Here is a 23183-nt window from a genome sequence, read left to right as displayed (position 1 = left end):
GCTTCTTCAGCCGATCGCTGCTCCGACATGCCTGGCTGGCTACATTGGTACAATCACCACCGACCCCATGCCGGGATCATGGCCGCTCCCCCAGCTCACCGACTGAACAACCTGCTTGGCAACGACATCTAGCGCCTGTCATGGAACCGCAACATGGCATGAGTGAGGCGGAGCTGCCCAATAGATTGTACCGATGCCGGCATAGGGCGGGCGGATGCACTCGGCTCGTGAGGCCTGACCGGCCTAGACCAACCCCATCAGCGACTTGGCGAAGGCCTCCGCCTCGAACGGCCGCAAATCGTCGGCGCTCTCGCCGACACCGATCGCGACCACCGGCAGGCTGAACTTCTCCGCCAGGGCGACCAGCACGCCGCCCTTGGCCGAGCCGTCGAGCTTGGTGACCACCAAGCCGGTGACGGCGCAGATCTCCTTGAAGATCTCGACCTGGGAATGGGCGTTCTGGCCGGTGGTGGCATCGAGCACCAGCAGCGTGTCATGCGGCGCGGTCCGCTCCAGCTTCTTCAGCACCTTGATGACCTTGGCGAGCTCGGCCATGAGATTCGCCTTGTTCTGCAGCCGGCCGGCGGTGTCGATCAGCAGCAGGTCGGCGCCTTCCGCCTTGGCCTGCGCCAGCGCATCATAGGCGAGGCCCGCCGCATCGGCGCCCTGCTCGCGCGCAACCACGGCGGCGCCCGTGCGCTCGCCCCAGATCTTCAGCTGCTCCACAGCGGCGGCGCGGAAGGTATCGCCGGCGGCGAGCACGACCTTCAGTCCCTGCCCGCGATAATGCTGCGCCAGCTTGCCGATGGTCGTGGTCTTGCCGCTGCCGTTGACGCCGACCACCAGCACGACATGCGGCTTATGGCCGGCGATCTCAAGCGGCTTCGCCACCGGCGCAACAATGCGCGCGACCTCGTCCGCGAACACCGTTCGGGCATCCTCCGGGGTGATGTCCTTACCGAAGCGCTCCTTGGACAGCGCCGCGGTCAGCTTGGCCGCGGTCGCGGGACCGAGGTCGGCGGTGATCAGCGCCTCCTCGAGCTCCTCGAGCAAGGCCTTGTCCAGTTTTCTCTTCGTAAAGAGGCCGGTGATGCTCCCGCCGATCTTGCTCGAAGACCGGCTGAGCCCGCTGCGCAGCCGCTGGAGCCAGCCGCGCTTTTCACCATTCTGATGGTCGGTCATGCCGCTTCGGCGAGGAGATGTTCTTGCGTGTGTCCGGCGACGCGGCCGGTGACGACCGCGCCGATCGTAGCGCTGCTCTTCATTCTGACCGGCGCGAAATGCTCGCTGTGGCCGAAGCCCATGCCGTCCTCGGCGCGCTCGATCAGCACGCTGACCGGCGACCCGATGCGCTGGGCGAAGTAGTTCTGCATCGCCGCTTGTCCCGCCGCGCGGAGCTGTGCGGCGCGTTCCTTGCGCACGTCGCCCTTCACCTGCGGCATCTTCGCGGCCGGCGTGCCGGAGCGCGCCGAATAAGGGAAGACATGCAGGAAGGTGAGGCCGCAATCCTCGATGAGCGCGAGGCTGTTCCGGAACATCGCCTCATCTTCGGTCGGGAATCCGGCGATCAGATCGGCGCCGAACACCACGTCGGGACGCAGGCGGCGCACCTCTGCGGCGAACTTCACCGCATCGGCGCGGAGATGCCGGCGCTTCATCCGCTTCAGGATCATGTCGTCGCCGGCCTGCAGCGAGAGATGGAGATGCGGCATCAGCCGCGGCTCTTCGGCGATCAGCCGCAGCAATTCCTCATCGACCTCGATCACGTCCAGCGAGGAAAGGCGCAGGCGCTCGAGCTCCGGCACCAGCGCGAGCAAACGGCGCACCAGCTGCCCGAGCTTCGGCGCACCCGGCAGGTCGGCGCCGTAGCCGGTGATATCGACGCCGGTCAGCACGATCTCGCGGAAGCCGTTCTCGACCAGCTTGCGCGCGCGGGCGACGACCTCGCCCACCGGGACCGAGCGATTGTTGCCGCGGCCGAAGGGAATGATGCAGAAGGTGCAGCGGTGGTCGCAGCCCTGTTGGATCTCGACAAAGGCGCGGCTGCGTTCTGCAAATCCTGAGATGAGATGCGCCGCGGTCTCCTTGACCAGCATGATGTCGGAGACGGCGATGCGGTCGTTGGCGCTGCCATCGGCGATGCGCTGGAAGCTCTGCGCCTCGAGCTTCTCGGAATTGCCGAGCACATGGTCGACTTCGGGGAGTGCCGCGAACTTCTCCGGCGCGATCTGCGCCGCGCAACCGGTCACGATGATCTTGGCATCCGGATTCTCGCGCCGCGCCTTGCGGATCGCCTGGCGGGCCTGGCGTTCGGCTTCCGCCGTGACGGCGCAGGTGTTGACGATGATCGCATCCTCAAGGCCGGCGGCGGCGGCATGGCCGCGCATCACCTCGCTCTCAAAGGTGTTGAGGCGGCAGCCCATGGTAATGAGGCGTGCATCAGCCATTGACGGCCTCGCGCACCTGGATTTCGCCGAGCTCGATCTCGCCCTGGAAGCTGGTGGTCCAGCCGCCGGTCATCCGCACATGGTTGTTCGGCAGCCATTCGATGGTGAGCGTGCCGCCGTCCAGCACCACCTCCGCCTTGCGATCGGTGAGACCGCGGCGGGCCGCGGCCACCAAAGTCGCGCAAGCGCCGCTGCCGCAGGCCTGGGTGATGCCGGCGCTGCGTTCCCAGACCCGCATGCGCAGCTTGCCGGAAGCGAGGCGCTGCACGATCTCGATATTGGCGCGCTCCGGGAAGAGCGGCGCGTGCTCGAGCGCCGGTCCCAGCTTCGCGAGATCGATCGCCGTGACGTCGGGTACGAAGAAGACCGCATGCGGATTGCCGACATTGACGCCGACCGGATCCGCCAGGGGCCCGAGCGCCAGCGGCAGATGCAACGTGTCGCAAGCTTCAGCGACCGGGATGTCGCGCCAGTCGGTCTTGACCTCGCCCATGTCGACGGCGATCTCGCCGCGATCGGCGGCGCTGGTCTCCAGCAGGCCGGAGATCGTCTCGACCCGGATGCGCTCGACGCCCTGCTCGGCCATCAACCGGCCGGCGACGCAGCGGGTCGCGTTGCCGCAAGCGCCCGCCTCGCTGCCGTCGGGATTGAAGATGCGCATGAAGACATCGGCGCGGCGGCTTGGCTCCAGCAGGATCAGCTGGTCGCAGCCGATGCCGCGGCGGCGGTCGGCGATCCGGCGCTTCTGGTCGTCGCTCAGGGCGATCGGCCGGCTTCGCGTGTCGATCACGACGAAGTCGTTGCCCAGCCCGTGCATCTTGGTAAACGGCAGCCGCATGTCTCGAAGTCCAAAAACCGTCCGGTATATGACCCCGGTCAGGCGGTGAGTCTACAGATTTCCCGTCGCAGATGCCCGGAGAGTCTTGATTTTCCGGGCAATTCCGGGCGCTTGGCGGCTGGTTGACGGGCCTATGGGTGGCCTGTATAACCCGCCGCCTGCAATTCGGCTAATCATCGGACACGTTACATGGCTCATCACAAATCGGCGGAAAAGCGCCTGCGCCAGACCGTCAAGCGGACCGCGATCAACCGCGCCCGCGACAGCCGCGTCAAAACCGCGGTCAAGAGCGTCGAGGCGGCCATCGCCTCGGGCAAGAAGGACAGCGCCGAAGCCGCCCTGAAGGCGGCCCAGCCGATCCTGCAGAGCGGCGTCGGCAAGGGCGTGCTCCACCGGAACACCGCCTCCCGCAAGATCTCCCGCCTCACCAAGCGGATCAAGGCGCTCTAATTTCCGTCTTATCGACCGGATACAACCCCGTCGCGCAAGTGCTTGCCGGCGGGGGTTTTCGCACGCCCTGAAATTGGGCTTCGCCACCCATTGTTGTGGGTTTCGGGCGCGCGCTCTATTGCAGAAACATGACAAACTGTTGCGAAGTTGCAACGCTTCTACCTGTCACTTGGGGAGCCCGGACGTTCATGATTCGGACTTATTGCAAGCCCTAAAACGCGAGCGTAGAGTTATCCCCAAGCGCCGGACAGGGAGCGACCCGGTCAGAAACGCGTCGTAAAATTCGGCAATAACTAAAATAAAATCAAAGAGTTATCATGGAAAGTCGGGACTTGCCAGCTGTGGTTAAGGCAACATTTGGCGTCGGATCCGATCTCGGCGTCAATTTCTTGACAGCCACTTCTATGTTGCAAGAAAAACACAAGTCTATCTGTCCGATTTCCTGCTCCACCTCGGCACCCGTCAGGGCGCACTCAATCCTGCGCTTCGCGTCGCAGAATTACCACTCTAAGTCGCGGATTCCCGACCCGGACCCTTGCCTCACCGGCGGTCTGGGCCAGCAGTAAAAACCCGGATCGCCAACCCGTTGCAGCCCGAACCTTTGTTTCGGGATCAGCGCAGCGGTGCCGGCGATGCGTGGTCGAATTTTTGGGACGAAGGACGGGTTGAGAGCAGCGATGAATTACGCCGGGGACATTTCGCCGAAGCAGGCCTGGGAAGTTCTGGCCCAGGAACCGGGGGCGGTTCTGGTCGATGTGCGGACTCGCCCGGAATGGGCCTTTGTCGGCATTCCCGATCTCGCCAATCTCGGCAAGAAGACGGTCCTGCTCAGCTGGCAAAACTTTCCCGACATGGCGATCGACCCCGACTTCGCCGCCAAGCTGAAGGCGCAGCTCGGCGGGGCCCAGGGTGCGTCGGTGGGCCCGCTGCTGTTCATCTGCCGCAGCGGCGCCAGGTCGCGCTCGGCCGCCATCGCGGCGACCGCGGCCGGCTATGCGCAATGCTTCAACGTCGCGGAAGGGTTTGAAGGCGACAAGGATGGCGCCAGCCATCGCGGCCAGCGCGGGGGCTGGAAGTTCGCCGGCCTGCCGTGGATTCAAGATTAGACGTGCGTTCAGAATTAGAAGTGGGTTCAAGATTGAAAATGGGGGGTGGATCGATGGCTGAGCCAATGACCGGCACCGACACTCAGTTGAACGCGCAATGGGCGCGGGTCCGCGGCCGTCTGCGCCAGGAGTTCGGCGAAGCGACGTTCCGGAGTTGGCTGAAGCCCCTGACCCTGGCCGGTCGCCGCGGCGCGGATCTGCGCGTCGCGGTGCCGTCGCGCTTCATGCGCGACTGGGTGGCGACGCATTACGCCGATCGCCTGCGCACGCTGTGGAGCAGCGAGAATCCCGAGATCCATTCGGTCGAGGTGATCGTCGACACCACGCAGACCGAGCCGGCCGCCCAAGCGGAAGCGGCGGTGGAAGAAGCGCCGGAAGTCGTCGAAGCGCCGGAAGCGGTGGAGACGCTTGCGTCACCCGCCGTCATCCGCGATTCCGAGCCGGATGCGCTGGACGAATGGAGCGGCAACCTCGACCCGCGCCTGACCTTCGAGAATTTCGTGGTCGGCAAGTCGAACGAGCTGGCGCAAGCCGCGGCCTTCCGCGTCGCCGAGAGCGACCAGGTGCCGTTCAACCCGCTGTTCCTCTATGGCGGCGTGGGCCTCGGCAAGACGCACCTGATGCACGCGATCGCGCACCAGATCCGCAAGAAGAAGCCGGAGAAGCGGGTCATCTATCTCTCCGCCGAGAAGTTCATGTACCAGTTCATCCGGGCGCTCCGGAACAAGAACACCATGGCCTTCAAGGAGCGCTTCCGTACCGTCGACGTTCTGATGGTCGATGACGTGCAGTTCATCATCGGCAAGGAATCGACCCAGGAAGAGTTCTTCCACACCTTCAACGCTCTCTTCGACCAGAACCGCCAGGTGGTGCTCTCCGCCGACAAGTCGCCGTCGGACCTGCAGGGCCTGGAAGAGCGCATGCGCACCCGCTTCGGCTGGGGCCTGGTCGCCGACATCCATCCCACCACCTACGAGCTGCGGCTCGGCATTCTGCAAACCAAGGCCGAGCAGTCGCAGATGCAGGTGCCGACCAAGGTGCTGGAATTCCTGGCGCACCGGATCTCGTCCAACGTGCGCGAGCTCGAAGGCGCGCTGACGCGGATCGTGGTCCACGCCTCGCTGATCCACCAGCCGATCACCCTGGAGACCACGCAGGAGCTCTTGAAGGATCTGCTGCGCGCCAACGACCGCCGGGTCACGATCGAGGAGATCCAGCGCCGCTGCGCCGAGCATTTCAACATCAAGCAGGCCGACATGCAGTCGCCGCGCCGCGCCCGCCAGGTGGCGCGGCCGCGCCAGGTCGCGATGTATCTCGCCAAGCAGCTCACCACCCGCTCGCTGCCGGAGATCGGCCGCAAGTTTGGCGGGAGGGACCACACCACCGTCATGCACGCCGTCAAAAAGGTCGAGGAACTCTGCGCCGCGGACAGCGCCTTCCTCGAGGACGTCGAGCTCCTGAAACGGATGCTCGAAGGCTGAGTTTCCAGCCTCCTTTTCAGGGCTGTTTTTCGCCCGGATTCCGGCCTCCGCGAGGCCTGAATCCGGGCGTTTTTCCCTGTTGCCCAAAGCCTTTGTTGCTATAATCCAATACTTGCTGAACCAGCCTGGCCGATTCGGCCGTTCCGTCCGGGATTTCGTTCCGGATTGGGGGGCCTCAAGCAAGTCGTGACGTGCTGAAGATCGACCCGGTTTGGTCGGCTGATGGGCCTGTTTTCCGGCCCGCGCGCTGCCCCGGTCGGCCCGCCCGTTGCGTGGAGAAAAGAGCTTGTGACAGATCGGGAAAGAAGATCAGGGCGATGAAACTGACGATCGAACGGACGGCCTTGCTGCATTCGCTGGGGCATGTGCAGAGCGTGGTCGAGCGCCGCAACACCATTCCGATCCTCTCCAACGTGCTGCTGGAGGCCAAGGGCGACCGCCTGGGGCTGACCGCGACCGACATGGAGCTGGCGATCGTCGAGCAGGTGGCCGTCGATGCCGGCCAGGCCGGCGCCGCCACGGTGCCCGCGCACACGCTCTACGACATCGTCCGCAAGCTGCCCGACGGCGCCCAGGTCCAGCTCGAGCTCTCCGGCGACGGCCAGCAGACCACCATCAAGGCCGGCCGTTCGCGCTTCCAGCTCGCGACCCTGCCCAAGGAGGATTTCCCGGCGACCGGATCCGGCGACCTGCCGCACCAGTTCCCGATCTCGGCCACGGACTTGAAAGGCCTGATCGACCGCACCAAATTTGCGATCTCGACCGAGGAAACCCGCTACTACCTGAACGGCATCTACCTGCATGCCTTCGCCTCGGGCAAGCAGAAGGCGCTGCGCGCGGTCGCGACCGACGGACACCGTCTGGCGCGGGTCGAGATGCCGCTGCCCGAGGGCGCGGAAAACATCCCCGGCGTGATCATCCCGCGCAAGGCGGTCAACGAATTGCGCAAGCTGATCGAGGACACGACCGGCAGCGTCGCGGTCTCGCTGTCGGACAGCCGGATCCGCTTCGCCTTCGACGATGTGGTGCTGACCTCGAAGCTGATCGACGGCAGCTTCCCGGACTATCACCGCGTCATCCCGACGAACAACGACAAGATGCTGGAGGTCGACCGCAAGACCTTTCGCGACGCGGTCGATCGCGTCTCGACCATCTCCAGCGAGAAGTCCCGCGCGGTGAAGTTGAGCTTGAAGAGCGGCCTCCTGACGCTTTCGGCGACCAGCGCCGAGCAGGGCAGCGCCACCGAAGAGCTGGAAGTCAAATACGACGGCGCGGCGATCGATATCGGCTTCAACTCGCGCTATCTGCTCGACATCGCCGACGAGATCGAAGGCGAAGGCATGCAGATCCTGCTGGCCGATTCCGTGGCGCCGACCTTGATGCGCGACATGGCCGACGCGCAGGCGCTCTACGTCCTGATGCCGATGCGGGTGTAGTTTGGGTCGCGCCTGGGCGGAAGCAGATACGCATCCCAGCAGCACGGCGCAGACCAACGCGGTGAACGGATTTTCGCACCTCACTTTGACCGCGTTTCGCGGATTCCGCGATTTCACCCTGGAGATCGAGGCGCGGTCACTGGTCTTCACCGGCCCGAACGGCGGCGGCAAGACCAATCTGCTGGAGGCGATCTCGTTCTTGTCGCCGGGCTCGGGCCTCCGCGGCGCCGCCTTGCGTGAGGTCGATTGCCGGCTGCCGGCGAATGCGACGACCGGCTTGGACGGCGGGGGCGCCCGCGCCTGGGCCGTGCATGCGCGCTACCAGGGGCGGCAGGGCGAGTTCAAGCTCGGCACCGGCCGCGATCCCAAAGAGGAATTGGGGTCGGAGGAAGGCAATGGCCGCGACCGGCGGCTCTGCCGGATCGAGGGCTCCAACGCGAAGACCCAGGCCGCCTTCGCGGAGATCCTGTCGATCCTCTGGCTGACGCCGTCAATGGACCGGATCTTCGTCGAGCGCAGCAGTGCGCGGCGCCGCTTCATGGACCGGCTCGCCACCGGACTGCATCCGGAACACCCGTCGCGGGTTTCCGCCTATGAGCAGGCGATGCGCGACCGGGCGCGGATCCTGCGCGGCGACGGCCCCGCCATGGACCGGCCGGAGCGCGACCGCTGGCTCGGCAGCCTGGAAGCCGAGATGGCGGCGCAGGCGGTGGCGATCGCCGCCTCGCGGCTGGAGACGGCCGAGGCGCTGAACGCGGCGATGGCCGAGGCGGTCGGCACCTTCCCCCGCGCCGGTCTCGCGATCGACGGCGCGGTGGAGCAGTCGCTGGAGGGTCGCTCGGCTTTGCAGGCGGAAGACTTGCTGCGCGAGCGCCTGGCCGCGGCGCGCGACAGCGACGCGGCTTCCGGCATCACGCAATGGGGCGTGCATCGCAGCGATCTCGCGGTGACGTTCCAAGGCAAGGCGTTGGGCAGTGCTGCGCTCGATGCGGCTTCGGCCTCGACCGGCGAGCAGAAGGCGCTGTTGATCTCGATCCTGCTCTCCCAGGCGCGGCTGCAGCGCGCGCGCCGGGGCGAGGCACCGGTGCTGCTGCTGGACGAAGTGGCGGCGCATCTCGACCCCGAGCGTCGGAAGCATCTCTATGCCGAGGTGCTGGCGCTCGAATCCCAGGCCTGGTTCACTGGAACCGAGGCCGAGTTGTTCCGGCCGCTGCGTGAGGCGGCCCAGTTCTTCACCCTGCGCGACGCACGCGCCTTGCGCGACGCCGCCTAACTCCTGAGAAGTGACATGACCGACGAAACCACGAACGGCAATGGAAGCGACTATGGTGCGGATTCGATCAAGGTCCTGAAAGGCCTCGACGCGGTCCGCAAGCGCCCCGGCATGTATATCGGCGACACCGATGACGGCTCGGGCCTGCACCACATGGTCTACGAGGTTGTGGACAACGCGATCGACGAGAGCCTGGCCGGCTGGTGCGACCGGATCGACGTGCTCCTGAACGGCGACGGCTCGGTCACCGTGCGCGACAACGGCCGCGGCATTCCGGTCGACATCCACAAGGAGGAAGGCGTCTCCGCGGCCGAGGTCATCATGACCCAGCTCCATGCCGGCGGTAAGTTCGACCAGAACTCCTACAAGGTCTCCGGCGGATTGCACGGCGTCGGCGTCTCGGTGGTCAACGCGCTCAGCGAGCGGCTGGAGCTCCGGATCTGGCGCGACGGCAAGGAGCATTTCATGCGCTTCCGCCACGGCGATGCCGAAGCGCCGCTCAGCATTGTCGGCGACGCGCCGGAAGGCAAGCGCGGCACCGAGGTCACCTTCCTCGCCTCGAAGGAGACCTTCACCAAGACCGAATACGACTACGCGACGCTCGAGCATCGCCTGCGCGAGCTCGCCTTCCTGAACTCGGGCGTGCGCCTGATCCTGACCGATGCCCGCGCAGTCGAGCCGAAATCGGTCGAGCTGCACTATGAGGGCGGCATCGAGGCCTTCGTGCGCTATCTCGACCGCTCGAAGAATGCGCTGCACACGCCGCCGGTGGTGATGCAGGCCGAGCGCGACGGCATCACCGTCGAATGCGCGCTGGAATGGACCGACAGCTACCACGAGACCATGCTTTGCTTCACCAACAACATCCCGCAGCGCGATGGCGGCACGCATCTCGCAGGCTTCCGCGCGGCGCTGACGCGCCAGATCAACAAATATGCGGAAGACAGCGGCATCGCCAAGAAGGAGAAGGTCGCGCTGACCGGCGACGACGCGCGCGAGGGCTTGACCTGCGTGCTCTCGGTCAAGGTGCCGGACCCGAAATTCTCGTCCCAGACCAAGGACAAGCTGGTCTCCTCCGAAGTGCGGCCGGTGGTCGAGAGCGTACTCAACGACAAGCTCGGCCAGTGGCTGGAAGAGCATCCGGCCGATGCCAAGCGCATCGTCGGCAAAGTCGTTGAAGCCGCCGCGGCGCGCGAAGCTGCGCGCAAGGCCCGCGAATTGACCCGCCGCAAGGGCGCGCTGGACATCTCGTCCCTGCCCGGCAAGCTCGCCGACTGCCAGGAGCGCGACCCGGCGCTCTCCGAGATCTTCATCGTCGAGGGTGACAGCGCCGGCGGCTCCGCGAAACAGGGCCGCAACCGCAAGGCCCAGGCGATCCTGCCGCTCCGAGGCAAGATCCTGAACGTCGAGCGCGCCCGCTTCGACAAGATGCTCTCCTCGGCCGAGATCGGCACCTTGATCGCTGCACTCGGGACCGGCATCGGTAGCGAAGAGTTCGACATCTCCAAGGCGCGCTATCATAAGATCATCATCATGACGGACGCCGACGTGGACGGCTCGCATATCCGCACGCTGCTCTTGACCTTCTTCTATCGGCAGATGCCGGAGATCATCGAGAAGGGCTATCTCTACATCGCCCAGCCGCCGCTCTACCGCGCGGTCAAGGGCAAGTCGCAGCGCTACTTGAAGAACGAGCGGGCGCTCGAGGACTATCTCATCACCGCCGGCCTCGAAGGCGCGGTCTTGCAGCTGGGTTCGGGCCAGCAGCTGGGCCTCGCCGATCTCCGCCGCGTGGTCGATATGGCGGCCCAGGCCGTGCATCTGATGCAGCCGGTGATCCGCAAGGTCGGCTCCGGCGCCGTCGTCGAACAGGCCGCGATCATGGGCGCGCTCAACCCGAAGGCCGCCAAGGACCCCGCCGTTGCCGACGCCATCGCCAAGCGGCTGGATACGATCTCCCCGCCGGGCGAGCAGGGCTGGACCGGCCTCGCCGACCAGGACGGCGGCTTGGGCTTCCAGCGCCGGCTGCGCGGCGTGCTCAACCACCATCTGATCGATTCCATCCTGATCCGCTCGGCGGAATGCCATCGCCTCGACCAGCTGAAGACCGAGCTCGCCGAGGTTTACAGCACGCCGGCGAAGCTCACCCTGAAGGACCGCGAGATCACCATCGCCGGCCCGATCGGGTTGATGGAGGCGGTGACCGAGGCCGGCAAGAAGGGTGTCGCGATCAACCGCTACAAGGGCTTGGGCGAGATGAACCCGGAGCAGCTCTGGGAAACCACGCTGGACCCGGAAGTGCGCAGCCTGCTGCAGGTGAAGGTCTCCCACGCCGACGAGGCGGAGGAGATCTTCTCGACCCTGATGGGCGACGTGGTCGAACCGCGCCGCGAGTTCATCCAGGACAACGCCCTCAACGTCGCCAACCTGGACGTCTAAGCGGCGCCGCGGCTCTTCCGCGTCATCGTCGCGACGCCCATGTAGGCGCCGGACTGGGCACGGCCTTCGAAGCGATCGGGCGCGGCGCGGGTCAGCCGCAGCACGTCCGGCTTGTTGCCGACGCTGCTGACCGTGGCCCGGATGACAATCTTGTCGCCGTCGATCTCGATGTCGCAGCTTTCCGAGAAATTGAGCTCGCCGGAACCGAGCAGATGGCCTTCGAACTCGCCGTCGCCGTTCTTCTGCTCGATGACCAGCGTGACCTGGGTATTGCCCCACCACTTGCCGGTGATGCCGACCGTGCCGCGGGCGACGACGTTGAAGGTATCGCCGACCCGCAGCTCGCCTGAATCCGCGGGCGCGGGCGCCGGCAAGGCCGCGGCCTGTTCGATCTCTGCCGGTGCGACCGCGGCCTTTTCCGCAGGCTTGGCAGAGGCCGTGGTGAACACCATGGGAGATTGCGCCGCTGGCTTGACCGGAGCGAGCGCCGGCTGCGCCGTCGCCACGGGCTGCGGTGCCGGCGCGGGTTGCAGGCTGGCCAGCAGCTTCTTCGCCTTGGCGTCGAAGGCGCTGCCCGGATGCTGCTTCTGGAACGCCCCGACCGCTTCGATCGTGCCGGCCTTCTTGGCCGCCTGCCAAGCGGCAATCGCGTCGGCATCCGCCTGTTGCAGCAGACCGGCGCTGATGTAGCCGGTCTCGCCGCCGACCTTCGCGCGATACCAGTCCTTGCCCTCGACCTTGCCGGTGACGGCAACCGCATCGTCCTCCTTGAGACGCGCGATCACCGTGGCTTCGGTGCCGGGCTCGGCCCGCACATTGGCGGACTGCCGCGCGACGAAGGTCTCGTCCAGCTCCCGGATCTTCGGCGGCGCGGGCGGCGTCGGCGCCAGCGCGGCCGTCTGGACCACGGCCGCCTCGGCTTTCGCCCGCTTCTCGATCTCGGCCATCTTGGCCTGCGCGAGATCGACGAAATGGCCCTTCGGATACTTCTTCAGGTAGGCCTCGAAGCCTTCCTTCTCGGCCACGTCCTTCACCGAGTTCCAATAGGTCAGCTCGATGTCGGCGCTGAGGTCGGGCGAGCGATCCTCCGGCTGGGCAGCGACGGTCTCCGCGACCGCCACCGGCTTGGCGCCGAGCTGCTTCACGCGGATCTTGGCAAGGCCGGCGAAGTCGCCGTTCGGATACTTCTCGAGATAGGCTTGGAAGTCGTCCGGCGACTTGCTGTCCTTGATCGCTGCCCAGAAGGTGAGCTCGATCGTCTTGGGATCGACGCCGGCGCTGACGAAGGGCATCGGCTGGACGACTTCCTTGTCGGCGGCCGCTTCGACGAAATAATAGGGCGCGGTCAGCGAGGAGGAATCCCAGGGCACCTGCTTGCCCTTGGTCGCCGACATGACGTCGGCGCGGACCTCGCGGAACACGTCGTTGATGTCGAGGCCCGGCTTCTCGATCGCCTCGGACAGCGCAGCCGAGAACGGGCTGTTGGCGCCGCTGCCGTCCACTGCGACATCGCCCGGCGCGGTCGAATAGCTGATGAAGCTGCCCTGCGGCTTCACCGTGATCTCGGCCAGGCCCTGGCTGGTCGAGCGCAGGCCGCGCGCCAGCGGGTTGTTGCGGCAAGCATCGAGGATGACGATGTTGACCTTGCTTTCCGCCCAGGCCATCTGCTTCAGCACGGTGTCCAGCGAGACCGCCTCGATATCGACGTCACGCTCGCGGCTGATATCCGCGCGGATCGGGATCAGGTAGTTCTGCCCGCCCAGTTGCAGCCCGTGACCGGCGTAGAAGAACAGGCTGGTGGCCTCGCTGCCGGCCGCCGCCATGCGGTCGCCGAACTCGGCGATGGCGCGCTTCAGCGTGTTCTGGTCCGCGTCCTCGACCTCGATCACGTCGAAGCCGATCCGCTTCAGCGATTGCGCGACCAGCCGCGAGTCATTGACCGGATTGGCCAGGACCCCGAGATCGCCGCCGTAGTTCGAATTGCCAACCACCAGGGCGACGCGCGCGTTCGGCGCCGTCGTCTCTGCGCGCGCGACGCCTGTAACGGACAGGACTGCAGTCAATGCGAATGCAAGCACCTTCAGTATCGATAACCGGCTCATGGCTTTCCCCGACGAAAAGATCGGGATGATTGGACCTGAACCGGCCGTCTTCGCAAGTTGGCGGGGTCACATTCCGCACACCGGCGAGCAGGCTCTTCGCGTGATCGCGCGCGTGTGTGATGAACGTCATATTCCCGGGATGGTTTAATATGCGCGCGGCATATTAAGCCCATGACGCGCGCGAACGCGGCGCATGATAAAATCGAAACCATGCGCGTTCATGTCTTCTCGGATCTTCATCTCGAGTTCGGCGATTGTGAATTTCCACCTGGGATTCGCGCCGGCGCCGCGGCCGATCTCGTGTTGCTGGCGGGGGACATTCACACGCAGCGCCGCGGCGCTGCTTGGGCCGCGGAAACCTTCGCGACATCGGTCGCAATGATCCTCGGCAACCACGAGGCTTACGGCGACAGCCTCGCGGCGTCCTTCGCGGCCGAGCGGCAGAGCGCGGAACAATGCTCGGCGGGCCGCGTGCATCCGGTTCGCGTGCTCGAACGCGAGACCTGGACCATGACCGCGGCCGAGGGCACGCCGGCGCGGGTCATCGCCGCCACGCTCTGGACCGATTTCTCGCTGTTCGGCGCGGACCGGCAGGCGCGAATGATGGATGAGGCCCACCGTGCCATGAACGACTTCCAGATGATCCGGACCGCCGGCGGCCTGCTCCGGACCGAGCGATCGCTGACGCCGGCGGATTGCCTCCGCCTGCATCGCGAGAGCCGAATCTACCTCGAGCAGGAACTGGCCAAGCCGTTCGACGGCGTCACCATCGTGATGACCCATCACGCGCCGAGCGGACGCAGCATCCCGGATTTCCGGCAGGGCGATCCGATCAACGCCGCCTACGCCTCGGACCTGGAGGAGCTGATCGAGAGGACACGGCCGCAGCTCTGGGTCCACGGCCATATCCATTCCTCGGCGGATTACAGGATCGGATCAACGCGGGTGATCTGCAATCCGCGGGGCTACTTCCCCACGCACCTCAACCCCAGCTTCGACCCGGCGCTGGTGGTGGAGCTTTCGCGTTAGGCGTCCTGCCAGTCGAACTTGAGCGGCGCTTCGCGGAAGGCGAAGCGGTCGAGGTGGCTGGAGACCACGCCCTTCAACGCCTCACGCTGCGCCTCGGCACTGGCGACGAGCCGGCATTCCAGCGTGTCATTCCCGGCTTTGAGCGAGAGCGTCGCATCGCCCGGCCAGTCGGCGCCGCGGGCGTCCTTCGGGAACATCACAGTTCCCGCCTCCGGCGTGAACTCGACCTTGAGGTTGTGGCTCCAGTGCTTGCAGAGCTGCTGCAGATAGCGGCTGCCGTTGGCGGTGGGCACGCGCGCCGTGGTCTCGAACATCATCGTCATTCCTCCATCTTGACATTCGCACGAAAGACTATATCTTACGATATGTCAACTGACACAGTCTTACAGAATGAAAGACAGAACTATGCGTTTTTTCCATGAAGATCATGAACATAGCGGCCGCCACGACTGCGTCGGCCGGCGCGGGGGCTGGGGAGGACATCGCCATAGCAGCGGTTTCTTCGGCCGGCACGGGCGCCATGGCCGCGGTGGCGGCGACGGGTTCCGAATGGGCCGCAAGCTCGGCGCCGGCGACCTCCAGCTCCTGCTGCTGCACCTGCTGCAGGAGAATCCGCGCCACGGCTATGAGCTGATCAAGGAGCTCGAGAGCCGCAGCAGCGGCTATTACAGCCCGAGCCCCGGCGTGATCTACCCGGCCCTCACCTATCTCGAGGAGATCGGCTTCGCCTCCGTGGAAGCGGAGGGCAACAAGAAGCTCTACCGGATCACCGAGACCGGCGCCGCTTTCCTGAAGGAGAACCATCAGACCGCCGAGGCGATGCTGAGCGAGCTGGCCGAGATCGGTCGCCGCTTCGCCCGCGCCCAGAAGGCGATGAACGAGGACGAAGGCGCGGAGGAGACCGACGAGGATTCCGAGATCGGCACCTGGCCCTTGGGCGAGCGCCGCTTCGGCAAGACCAGCCGGCGCGAATCGATCGTCGAGATCATGCAGGCGCGCCACGACCTGAAGCATGCGCTGATGGAGCAGTTCCGAGCCTCGCCGGAAGAGCATAAGCGGATCGCCGAGATCCTGCGGCGCGCCGCCGCCGAGATCCGCGGCAAGAAGGCGTAGCTCGCCGCAGTTATTCCCCCGCTCCGCCCCGCGCCTGCCGCGATCCGGCCGCAAACCCCGCGCCTCATGGCGGCCTCGATCCGCGGCGGGCGGGTCTCACGGGTGAGGGGAAGATGCGGAATCTGGTTCGGGCGATGCTGCTGGGCGCGGCGCTCGCTGCCTTGGGCGCCTGCGAGTCTCGATCGATCTCGAACTCCGGCTACCAGCCGGAGCCTGCCTATGGCTACAACGCCCGCTCCGGCGACGCCTTCTATTACCAGGGCGAGCTCTCCGCCTATGACGTGCTCGGCGGCGATGTGCGCAGCGGCGTTTCGGACGCCGACATCGCCCGCGCCCTGGCGGCGAAGCAGCCACTGGTGCTGAAATCGAGCACCAACGTGATGCTGGTGCAGTCCGGCGCGCCCTTCGCCGATGCCGAGATGATGTCGGCGATGCAGAAACACTACCGCGTCTCCTCCTTCACCGGCGTGCCCTGGCAGGATCCCGCGGCGGCCAAGGAGAATGCGGCGCCGCCGGTGCCCTATTCGCAGCGCTTCCGCCTGGTGGCGGCGCGCGGCGGCTTCGAGACCGTGATCGTCTATTGGGGCGTGCTGGAATCCGGCCGCGAGGACATCGCAACCAAGGCGGTGTCCTGGGTGCCGTTCATCGGCGGCAACATCCCCGACGAGATGCAGCGCATGCGCATCCGCCTGGTCGCCGCGATCATCGACGTGCGCAGCGGCCAGTGGGAGACCTATGTGCCGGCGCCCTTCGAGGACTTGAGCTTCAGCAACGACCACAACCGCGCGGCCTCGGACCAGGAACAGGTGCGGCTGCTGAAGGAGCAGGGCTACCAGGCCCTGGCCGACGGCCTGGCCGCGAAATACGGCGGCTAGCCGGGGTTCTTCAGCAGCCGGTCCTTGACCAGCCGGACGGCGCCGCGGTTCCAGGAATCCATGGCGCCCATGCGCAACCCGGTATCCGCCTCGGTGAGGACGGTCCCGGTCTTGGTGTCGCGCAGCTGAATGTGGACCTGGTACTCGGTCCGGCTGATCCGCTTCACCACGCCGACCAGAGTCTGCTCGGCGGCATCGACCGTGACCATTTCATAGCGCCCGGAATCCTGCAGCAGCTTGCGGACCTCCTCAGTGACGCGCGCCAGGGCGGCGTCATCGGCGGGGTTGGGGCTGCCGGCGGAGAGAGCCGCGCTGAAATCGTCGAGCGCGAAGGTGACGACCGCCAGCTTCACCGCCGGTGTTCCGGCCGCCGCCGTGCCGGCCACGGCACAGGTCAGCAGGGCGCCCAGCAGCCCTCTCCACAATATTGCCATGCCTTCTCCTCCCAAATGATGAGCGCGGTTTCGCGCCATGGCGAGGCTATCACGCTCGATACCGGGCAAACTTCCCGGGCCCGGCCGCCGCCGCGATGGATGCTTCCCCCGCCGCGAGCCTTGCCGTTCAATACGGGACGCCATTCGGAGATGCGCATGATGCCGAGAAGCGATCTCAAGGTCCGCCTCACGCTGCGGATCGCCGCCATCGCCGCGCTCTGCTTTGCCGCCGGCGCGGCCTATCTGCTGCTCGACGCCGATCGCGCGGCCCGCTTCCGGCTCGACCGCGCCGCTAGGCTCGCCGCCAGCTCGCTGGAGCTGCAGCAGAGCAAGCTGGAATGGGTCCAGGTGCAGATGACGCCCTTCCCCGACCTGCAGGCCACGGCGGCGGTGGTGATGGAACCCGGTCTCTGCATCGCCTATCGGCCGGCCGGCGGCGATCTGCTGCAGCGGATCTGCGGCGGCACCGAGGCCGGCCCGGCCGGAATCCCGGCTTCCTTCGCGACCCTCTACCGCGCCCTGTTCGGACCGGTCTGGGAAGTGACCAAGCCGGTGCGCGCGCACCAGCAGGTGATCGGCGAGACCGTCGCCTGGCTCGACGACGCGACCATCGTGGCGCAGGTCTGGCACGGTCTCTGGCCGTTCCTCGCCGTGATGCTGGCGACCCTGCTGCTGCTCTGCGCGCTGGTCTATGCGGCACTCGCGCGCGCCTTGCGGCCGACCCGGCTGATCCGCACCGGGCTCGAGCGGATCGCCGCCAACGATCTCTCCACCCGCCTGCCGCCCTTCGACCTCGCCGAGCTCTCCGCCGTGCGCACCGTGTTCAACCGCCTCGCCGAGGACCTGGAGCGGACCGTCGCCGAGCGCAACGCGCTCACCCATCGGCTGATCTCGGTCCAGGACGAGGAGCGCAAGCGATTGGCGCGCGAGCTGCACGACGAGTTCGGCCAGAACCTGACCGCGATCCGCGCCCTCGCCGCCTCCGCCGGGCAGAGCGCCGAGTGTGACAGTATCGGCCGCATCTCCACCACCATGATGGAGAGCCTGCGCGGCACGCTGTTCCGGCTGCGCCCGCCCGACGTCGAGGAGCTCGGCCTCACCGCCAGCCTGGAAGGCCTGGTCTCCGGCTGGAACGGGCGGAGCCGCGGCCGCCCGCGCTTCGAGATCGCGCTCGAAGGGCCGCTCGACCGCCTGCCGCTGGCGATCGGCGCCGATCTCTATCGCATCGCGCAGGAGGCGATCACCAATGCCGCCAAGCACGCCGATGCCGCCCTGGTCACCGTCCGCCTGGCGATGAACGACAGCGAGGTCGAGCTCCGGGTGGAGAATGACGGGCCGGCTCATGACGAGACGGCCGCGAGAACCGGGATGGGCCTGCTCGGCATGCGCGAGCGGGTGGCGATCCTGGGCGGAAGCCTGAGCATCGCCTCCACGGCCACCGGCACCGTCCTCCGCGCCACCATCCCGACGGCCGCAGTCGCGGACGTTGCAGAGCGCGCCGCATGATCGGGGGCGACCGCACCATCCTGCTGGTCGATGACCACGCCGTGGTCCGCGAGGGCTATCGCGCCGTGCTGCAGAAGCAGCCGGGCCTGCGCGTCGTCGCCGAGGCCGGCAACGGCGCCGAGGCCTATAAGCTGTTCAAGGCCACGCGACCCGACCTGGTCATCATGGACCTCACCATGCCCGGCGTCAGCGGCATCGAGGGCATCCGCCACATCCGGGAATGGGACCGCGACGCGCGCATCCTGGTCTTCACCATGCACCAGAACGCCGCCTTCGCCCTGCAGGCGATCCGCGCCGGCGCCCGCGGCTATGTCACCAAGATGAGCCCGCCGGAAACGCTGCTGCGCGCGGTTGCCGAGGTGCTCGGCGGCCACATCGCGCTCAGCCCCGACATCGATCATGAGCTCGCCTTGAACCGCCTGGCGGAAGAAGCCAACGCCGCCGATATTCTCTCGGCGCGGGAGTTCGAGGTTCTGGCCCTGCTGCTCGCCGAGCGATCGACCGACGAGATCGCCGGTCTGCTCAACCTGAGTCCGAAGACCGTCGCCAACCTGCATTCGCTGATCAAGAGCAAGCTCGGCGTCGACTCAGACATTGAATTGGTCCGGCTCGCCTTGCGCCAGGGGCTGATGGAACTGAAGGCCGGCTGATCACTGCGCGGCGATGCCGGCGCTGAGCTGGCGCGAGACCAGCCGTGCATAGAGTCCGCCCTTCGAGAGCAGCGCCTCATGCGTGCCGGTCTCGACCAGCCGCCCGCCGTCCAGCACCACGATGAGATCGGCGTCACGCACGGTGGAGAGCCGATGCGCGATGACGATGGTGGTACGATCGGCCTGCAGGCGATCCAGCGCCCGGCGCACCAGCTGCTCGTTGACCGCGTCGAGATGCGAGGTCGCCTCGTCCAGGATCAGCACCGGCGCGTCCTTCAGGAAGGCACGCGCGATCGCCACCCGCTGCCGCTGGCCGCCGGAGAGACTGGTGCCGCGCTCGCCGACCATGGCATCCAACCCGTCCGGCAGTGCTTCCACCAGATCGCCGAGCGCCGCGTGGTCGATCGCGGCCCGGAGCTCGTCCTCGCGGGCATCGGGGCGCGCGATCAGGATGTTGGCACGCAGCGTGTCGTTGAAGAGATAGGTGTCTTGCGAGACCAGGGCGATCTGCCGCCGGAGGTCGTCGAGCTGGTATTGCCGCAAGTCCGTGCCGTTCATGGTGACGCGACCTTGATCGGGATCCCAGAAGCGCATCAGCAGCTGCGCCCCCGTGGTCTTGCCGGCGCCGGACGGTCCGACCAGCGCCACCGTCTGCGCCGCGGGGATGGCGAAGCCCACGCCCTGCAGCGCCGGCCGCGCCTGGCCCGGATACTGGAAGGTCACGTCCTGCAAGGCGAGCGCGACCGGTCCCTGCGCCAGCGCGACCCCCGGCCCGTCGGTCACCGGAACCGGCTCGTGGTAGAGCGCATAGATGCGCCGCGTGGCGCCGAGCGTGTCGGCGAGCTGCCGCCCGACCTGCGCGATCTCCGAGACCGGCAGGAAGGCCGCCATGGCGAGGATGGTCAGCAGCGGCAGGATCGCCGGATCGACGACGCTGTTGACCGCCAGCACGCCGCCCACGACGACAATCGCGAGTCCGCCGAGGCCGGTGAAGATCTCGAGCAAGGCCTGCTGCAAGGTGAGCTCGCGGAAGAACGGCTTCCTGAGCGCGATATGCCGATCCGAAAGCTGGTCGAGCGTGGCACCGCGGCGCGTCTCCTGCTGAAAGGCGACGATCTCGCCCATGCCCTGCAGCGAGTCGATCGCGAAGGCGCCGAGCTCGCCGGCCGCTTCGCGGGCGCGTGAGCCGAGGTGATCGACCCGCTTGCGCATGAGGAAAGGGCTGAGGCCCACCGCGATCAGGAACGGCAGCAGCGCCAGAGCTAGCCAGGGGCTGGCCCAGACCAGCACCGCCAGCACCGTCGCCGGCACCAGCACGGCGACGAAGGCGGGCGCGACGGTATGGGCGAAGAAGTACTCGACCAGCTCGATATCATGGGTGGCGAGCGCCATCAGGTCGCCGGTGCGGCGGCGGGTGAGATAGGCCGGCGCCAGTGCGTCCAGCTTGCGGAAGACCGCGATCCGCATCTCCGCCAGCAGGCGGAAGGCCATCTCATGGGCGATCCAGGATTCCAGCCAATGCAGCACGCCGGAGAGCGGCGCGAGGATGGCGAGCGCGACCAACAGCCCGCCATAACCTTCGCCGTTCTTGAGCGCGGCGAGGATGAGCGCGCTCAGGACGCCGACACCGATGAAGGCGACGACCCGGGTCACGCCGAAGAAGAAGGTCAGCGCCAGGCGGCCCTTCCAGGGCATGATCAGCTTCATCAGCTCGGCCACCAGCTGCGGCCAGCCGAGGCCTTCGGCCTTGATGATGCCTTCGGTCAGCGGCTTCACCGCGGTCTGCGCGGCTTCGCCGGGGCGTTCGAAATTCGCAGCGGGGCTGACGTCGATCGGTTCGCTGCGCGCCGCTTCCGAAGCCTGCTCGGCCATGAGCGTGGCATATACGCCGCCCTGGTGCATGAGATCCGCATGGCGGCCGCTTTCGACCACCTGCCCCTGATCCAGCACCAGGATGCGGTCGCAGCCGATGACACTGGAGAGGCGATGCGCCAGCACCAGGGTGGTGCGGCCCTTCATCAGCCGGTCGAGCGCTTCCTGGATCACCGCCTCGTTTTCGGCATCGACCGCGGAGAGCGCCTCGTCCAGCACCAGGATCGGCGCGTCGCGCAGCAAAGCGCGCGCGATCGCCACGCGCTGGCGCTGGCCGCCGGAGAGCTTCACGCCCTTCTCGCCGATGATGGTCTCATAGCCCTGCGGCAGGCTCGCGATGAAGCCGTGGATATTGGCGGTCTTGGCCGCGGCCTCGATCTCGGCATGGGTGGCCTCGGGGCGGCCCATGCGGATGTTCTCTTCGACCGTGCCGTGGAAGAGGAAGGTGTCCTGGCTGACCACCGCGACCATCGCCCGGATCTGCGCGAAGCTCAATTGCCGGAGATCGCGGCCGCCGAGGCGTACCGTGCCCTGCTCCGGATCGTAGAAACGCAGCAGCAGGCGCACGATCGAGGACTTGCCGCCGCCGGACGATCCGACCACGCCGATCCGCTCGCCGGCCGTGACCTGGAAGTCTATGCCCTGGTGCACGATGCGGGTGGTGCCGGGATAGCGGAACCGCACCTGCTCGAAGGCGATGCTCGGCGTCAGCGGCCGCGCATCGACCGGCGGCAGCGCATCGGCGACCAGCGGTTCGTCCGCCAGGATGTCGAGGATGCCCTTGGCCGCCGCCATGCCGACCATGCCCTGGTGCAGCACCGAGCGCAGCTCGCGCATCGGTCGGAACAGCTCGACGCCCAGCAGCAGGATCATCAGCAAGCCGGCCATCGCCATCGATCCGTCCTCGACCCGGAAGGCGCCGAGCGCGAGGCCCGCCGCCGCACCGCAGGCAATCGCACTGTCGGTGATGCCGCGCGATAACACGTTCAACCCGAGCACCCACATGGTGCGGCGGAACAGTTCCTGCGCCTTCACTTCCAGGCTTGCAGCGCGCGCGCCGCTCTGGCCGAAGGCTTTCAGGGTCGCGAGGCCCTGCACCGAATCCAGGAACTCGGCGGCGAAGGCGCTGTAGGCCTCCTCGTGCTGCGCCGAATGTTTGGAATCGTGCTTGTGCCAGAGCGCCGGGGCGAACAGCGCGACCAAAGCCGCGACCAGCATCACCGCGGCAACCGGCAGGTCGATCCAGGCGATGACGGCGAAGATCAGCAGCGGCGCCAGCAGCGAGACCAGGAACTGCGGCAGGAACTGGCCGAAGTAGACCTCCAGCCGCTCGACGCCGTCGATCAGCGAGAGCGCCAGCGCGCCGCTCCGCCGCCGCGCGACCGCGCCCGGCCCGAGCGCCGCGATCTTATCGTAGATCACGCGGCGAAGATGCTTCTGCACCCGGCCCGCGGTCTCATGCGCCACCATCACGCGCGCATGCTCGAAGGCGCCGCGCAGGATCATGATCGCGGCGACGCCGGCGATCGGCAGCGCGAGGTCGGCGAGATGGCGCCCGGCGAAGACCTCGGCGATCAGCCAGGCGAGCAGCATCAGCTGCGCCATGCCGAGCCCCACCGCGAGCAGGCCGATCAGCGTCGCCCAGGCGATCCGCAGGCGGACGCCGGCGGTGAAGGTCCAGAGCTGGCGGTCGAAATGCATGACGGGGGGACTCCGTGTTCAGAATGGTTCGCAACCATACGCTGGACGTCCGTGTTCACAATCCGACAAAAGCGAACCGCTGCTGGACAAATTTGTTCAGGGATTTGCGCGCCGGGTCGGCGCAGACGGCGAGGTGCTGTTTCCGGCGGGAATCCTTTCTTCCGTCTGTGTCCGGTCTGTGTTGGCTGCGCGTCAAGGTCCCGCCGGCTAACGATAAATTTCTCGCGGTCGACACAGACGGCGAAACTCTTCTCCCGGCGCGAATCTTTTTCCTGTCTGCGTCCGGTCTGCGTTGCAGGTGCGTCAAGGTCCACGATAAGCGGGCCCCGGTCGACACAGACGCCGAAGCTCTGCGCCCGACGGGATTGTCTCTTCTGTCTGTGTCCGGTCTGTGTTGGCGGCGCGCCAAGGTCCCGTCGGCAAACGAGAAT

Annotated in this window: 18 protein-coding genes; 11 read left to right on the top strand and 7 right to left on the bottom strand. The window is 66.8% G+C overall.

What is annotated here, in order from left to right:
- Positions 1-243: 243 nt before the first annotated feature.
- From ftsY to dapF, 3 genes are read right to left on the bottom strand one after another with little or no spacing between them, the layout of a single operon-like run.
- Positions 244-1182, bottom strand: a complete 939-nt coding sequence (gene ftsY, locus ACH2CY_RS12080; protein ID WP_395019337.1) for a signal recognition particle-docking protein FtsY — start codon at positions 1180-1182, stop codon at positions 244-246.
- A complete protein-coding gene (gene mtaB / locus ACH2CY_RS12075; protein WP_395019335.1) occupies positions 1179-2447 on the bottom strand; it encodes a tRNA (N(6)-L-threonylcarbamoyladenosine(37)-C(2))-methylthiotransferase MtaB in 1269 nt (422 codons plus the stop codon). The genes ftsY and mtaB overlap by 4 nt, the downstream gene beginning before the upstream one ends.
- A complete protein-coding gene (gene dapF, locus ACH2CY_RS12070; protein ID WP_395019333.1) occupies positions 2440-3285 on the bottom strand; it encodes a diaminopimelate epimerase in 846 nt (281 codons plus the stop codon). Before dapF ends, mtaB begins: the two co-directional genes overlap by 8 nt.
- A 189-nt stretch (positions 3286-3474) precedes the next feature.
- On the opposite strand from dapF, the gene rpsT reads away from it, so the two are divergent.
- The 6 genes from rpsT (at position 3475) to gyrB (ending at position 11470) form a co-directional block, all read left to right on the top strand.
- Positions 3475-3735 carry a 30S ribosomal protein S20 gene (gene rpsT / locus ACH2CY_RS12065; protein WP_395019331.1) on the top strand — a complete coding sequence of 87 codons (261 nt, stop codon included), beginning with the start codon at positions 3475-3477 and terminating at the stop codon, positions 3733-3735.
- Positions 3736-4412: 677 nt separating this feature from the next.
- Positions 4413-4841: a rhodanese-like domain-containing protein gene (locus tag ACH2CY_RS12060; protein WP_395019329.1), complete on the top strand. Its 429-nt coding sequence runs from the start codon at positions 4413-4415 to the stop codon at positions 4839-4841.
- A gap of 53 nt (positions 4842-4894) precedes the next feature.
- Entirely contained in the window at positions 4895-6322 is a 1428-nt protein-coding gene (dnaA, locus tag ACH2CY_RS12055) for a chromosomal replication initiator protein DnaA (protein WP_395019327.1), read from the top strand.
- A gap of 317 nt (positions 6323-6639) precedes the next feature.
- A complete protein-coding gene (gene dnaN, locus ACH2CY_RS12050; RefSeq protein WP_395019325.1) occupies positions 6640-7758 on the top strand; it encodes a DNA polymerase III subunit beta in 1119 nt (372 codons plus the stop codon).
- Between the two features lies 1 nt (position 7759).
- Positions 7760-9031 carry a DNA replication/repair protein RecF gene (gene recF, locus ACH2CY_RS12045; RefSeq protein WP_395019323.1) on the top strand — a complete coding sequence of 424 codons (1272 nt, stop codon included), beginning with the start codon at positions 7760-7762 and terminating at the stop codon, positions 9029-9031.
- Positions 9032-9046: 15 nt separating this feature from the next.
- A complete protein-coding gene (gene gyrB / locus ACH2CY_RS12040; RefSeq protein ID WP_395019321.1) occupies positions 9047-11470 on the top strand; it encodes a DNA topoisomerase (ATP-hydrolyzing) subunit B in 2424 nt (807 codons plus the stop codon).
- Here the strand turns inward: gyrB and ACH2CY_RS12035 are convergent.
- Entirely contained in the window at positions 11467-13533 is a 2067-nt protein-coding gene (locus tag ACH2CY_RS12035; RefSeq protein WP_395019319.1) for a caspase family protein, read from the bottom strand. The two genes, gyrB and ACH2CY_RS12035, sit on opposite strands and share 4 nt — an antisense overlap.
- A 210-nt stretch (positions 13534-13743) precedes the next feature.
- Between ACH2CY_RS12035 and ACH2CY_RS12030 the strand changes: the two genes are divergently transcribed.
- Entirely contained in the window at positions 13744-14601 is an 858-nt protein-coding gene (locus ACH2CY_RS12030; RefSeq protein ID WP_395019317.1) for a metallophosphoesterase, read from the top strand.
- Here the strand turns inward: ACH2CY_RS12030 and ACH2CY_RS12025 are convergent.
- Entirely contained in the window at positions 14598-14924 is a 327-nt protein-coding gene (locus ACH2CY_RS12025) for a DUF2218 domain-containing protein (RefSeq protein WP_395019316.1), read from the bottom strand. The genes ACH2CY_RS12030 and ACH2CY_RS12025 overlap by 4 nt on opposite strands.
- A 226-nt stretch (positions 14925-15150) precedes the next feature.
- Here ACH2CY_RS12025 and ACH2CY_RS12020 point away from each other — a divergent pair, with 226 nt between their 5' ends.
- The gene (locus tag ACH2CY_RS12020) at positions 15151-15714 is read left to right on the top strand and encodes a PadR family transcriptional regulator (protein WP_395019314.1); all 564 of its coding nucleotides are present in this window, start codon (positions 15151-15153) and stop codon (positions 15712-15714) included.
- A gap of 113 nt (positions 15715-15827) precedes the next feature.
- Positions 15828-16589, top strand: coding sequence for a hypothetical protein (locus ACH2CY_RS12015; RefSeq protein ID WP_395019313.1), 762 nt, complete (start codon positions 15828-15830; stop codon positions 16587-16589).
- On the opposite strand, the gene ACH2CY_RS12010 is transcribed toward ACH2CY_RS12015, so the two are convergent.
- Positions 16586-17023 carry a DUF2380 domain-containing protein gene (locus tag ACH2CY_RS12010; RefSeq protein ID WP_395019311.1) on the bottom strand — a complete coding sequence of 146 codons (438 nt, stop codon included), beginning with the start codon at positions 17021-17023 and terminating at the stop codon, positions 16586-16588. The two genes, ACH2CY_RS12015 and ACH2CY_RS12010, sit on opposite strands and share 4 nt — an antisense overlap.
- A 156-nt stretch (positions 17024-17179) precedes the next feature.
- On the opposite strand from ACH2CY_RS12010, the gene ACH2CY_RS12005 reads away from it, so the two are divergent.
- Both ACH2CY_RS12005 and ACH2CY_RS12000 read left to right on the top strand, forming a co-directional pair.
- Positions 17180-18529: a HAMP domain-containing sensor histidine kinase gene (locus tag ACH2CY_RS12005; protein WP_395019310.1), complete on the top strand. Its 1350-nt coding sequence runs from the start codon at positions 17180-17182 to the stop codon at positions 18527-18529.
- Entirely contained in the window at positions 18526-19179 is a 654-nt protein-coding gene (locus tag ACH2CY_RS12000) for a response regulator (RefSeq protein ID WP_395019308.1), read from the top strand. The genes ACH2CY_RS12005 and ACH2CY_RS12000 overlap by 4 nt, the downstream gene beginning before the upstream one ends.
- Here ACH2CY_RS12000 and ACH2CY_RS11995 read toward each other — a convergent pair whose 3' ends face one another.
- Entirely contained in the window at positions 19180-22752 is a 3573-nt protein-coding gene (locus tag ACH2CY_RS11995; protein WP_395019306.1) for an ABC transporter ATP-binding protein, read from the bottom strand.
- Positions 22753-23183: the final 431 nt, after the last annotated feature.

It is taken from the genome of Dongia sp., assembly GCF_041905885.1.
Taxonomy (GTDB): domain Bacteria; phylum Pseudomonadota; class Alphaproteobacteria; order Dongiales; family Dongiaceae; genus Dongia.
Note: the sequence above shows the minus strand (reverse complement) of the source record. Positions and strands in the feature narration are given on the sequence as shown.

Excerpts from the sequence above, each read along its gene's own strand:
- ftsY (WP_395019337.1), bottom strand. The coding sequence starts at position 1,182 with ATGACCGACCATCAGAATGGTGAAAAGCGCGGCTGGCTCCAGCGGCTG.
- mtaB (WP_395019335.1), bottom strand. The coding sequence starts at position 2,447 with ATGGCTGATGCACGCCTCATTACCATGGGCTGCCGCCTCAACACCTTT.
- dapF (WP_395019333.1), bottom strand. The coding sequence starts at position 3,285 with ATGCGGCTGCCGTTTACCAAGATGCACGGGCTGGGCAACGACTTCGTC.
- rpsT (WP_395019331.1), top strand. The coding sequence starts at position 3,475 with ATGGCTCATCACAAATCGGCGGAAAAGCGCCTGCGCCAGACCGTCAAG.
- ACH2CY_RS12060 (WP_395019329.1), top strand. The coding sequence starts at position 4,413 with ATGAATTACGCCGGGGACATTTCGCCGAAGCAGGCCTGGGAAGTTCTG.
- dnaA (WP_395019327.1), top strand. The coding sequence starts at position 4,895 with ATGGCTGAGCCAATGACCGGCACCGACACTCAGTTGAACGCGCAATGG.
- dnaN (WP_395019325.1), top strand. The coding sequence starts at position 6,640 with ATGAAACTGACGATCGAACGGACGGCCTTGCTGCATTCGCTGGGGCAT.
- gyrB (WP_395019321.1), top strand. The coding sequence starts at position 9,047 with ATGACCGACGAAACCACGAACGGCAATGGAAGCGACTATGGTGCGGAT.
- ACH2CY_RS12030 (WP_395019317.1), top strand. The coding sequence starts at position 13,744 with ATGACGCGCGCGAACGCGGCGCATGATAAAATCGAAACCATGCGCGTT.
- ACH2CY_RS12025 (WP_395019316.1), bottom strand. The coding sequence starts at position 14,924 with ATGACGATGATGTTCGAGACCACGGCGCGCGTGCCCACCGCCAACGGC.
- ACH2CY_RS12020 (WP_395019314.1), top strand. The coding sequence starts at position 15,151 with ATGGGCCGCAAGCTCGGCGCCGGCGACCTCCAGCTCCTGCTGCTGCAC.
- ACH2CY_RS12015 (WP_395019313.1), top strand. The coding sequence starts at position 15,828 with ATGCGGAATCTGGTTCGGGCGATGCTGCTGGGCGCGGCGCTCGCTGCC.
- ACH2CY_RS12010 (WP_395019311.1), bottom strand. The coding sequence starts at position 17,023 with ATGGCAATATTGTGGAGAGGGCTGCTGGGCGCCCTGCTGACCTGTGCC.
- ACH2CY_RS12005 (WP_395019310.1), top strand. The coding sequence starts at position 17,180 with ATGATGCCGAGAAGCGATCTCAAGGTCCGCCTCACGCTGCGGATCGCC.
- ACH2CY_RS12000 (WP_395019308.1), top strand. The coding sequence starts at position 18,526 with ATGATCGGGGGCGACCGCACCATCCTGCTGGTCGATGACCACGCCGTG.
- ACH2CY_RS11995 (WP_395019306.1), bottom strand. The coding sequence starts at position 22,752 with ATGCATTTCGACCGCCAGCTCTGGACCTTCACCGCCGGCGTCCGCCTG.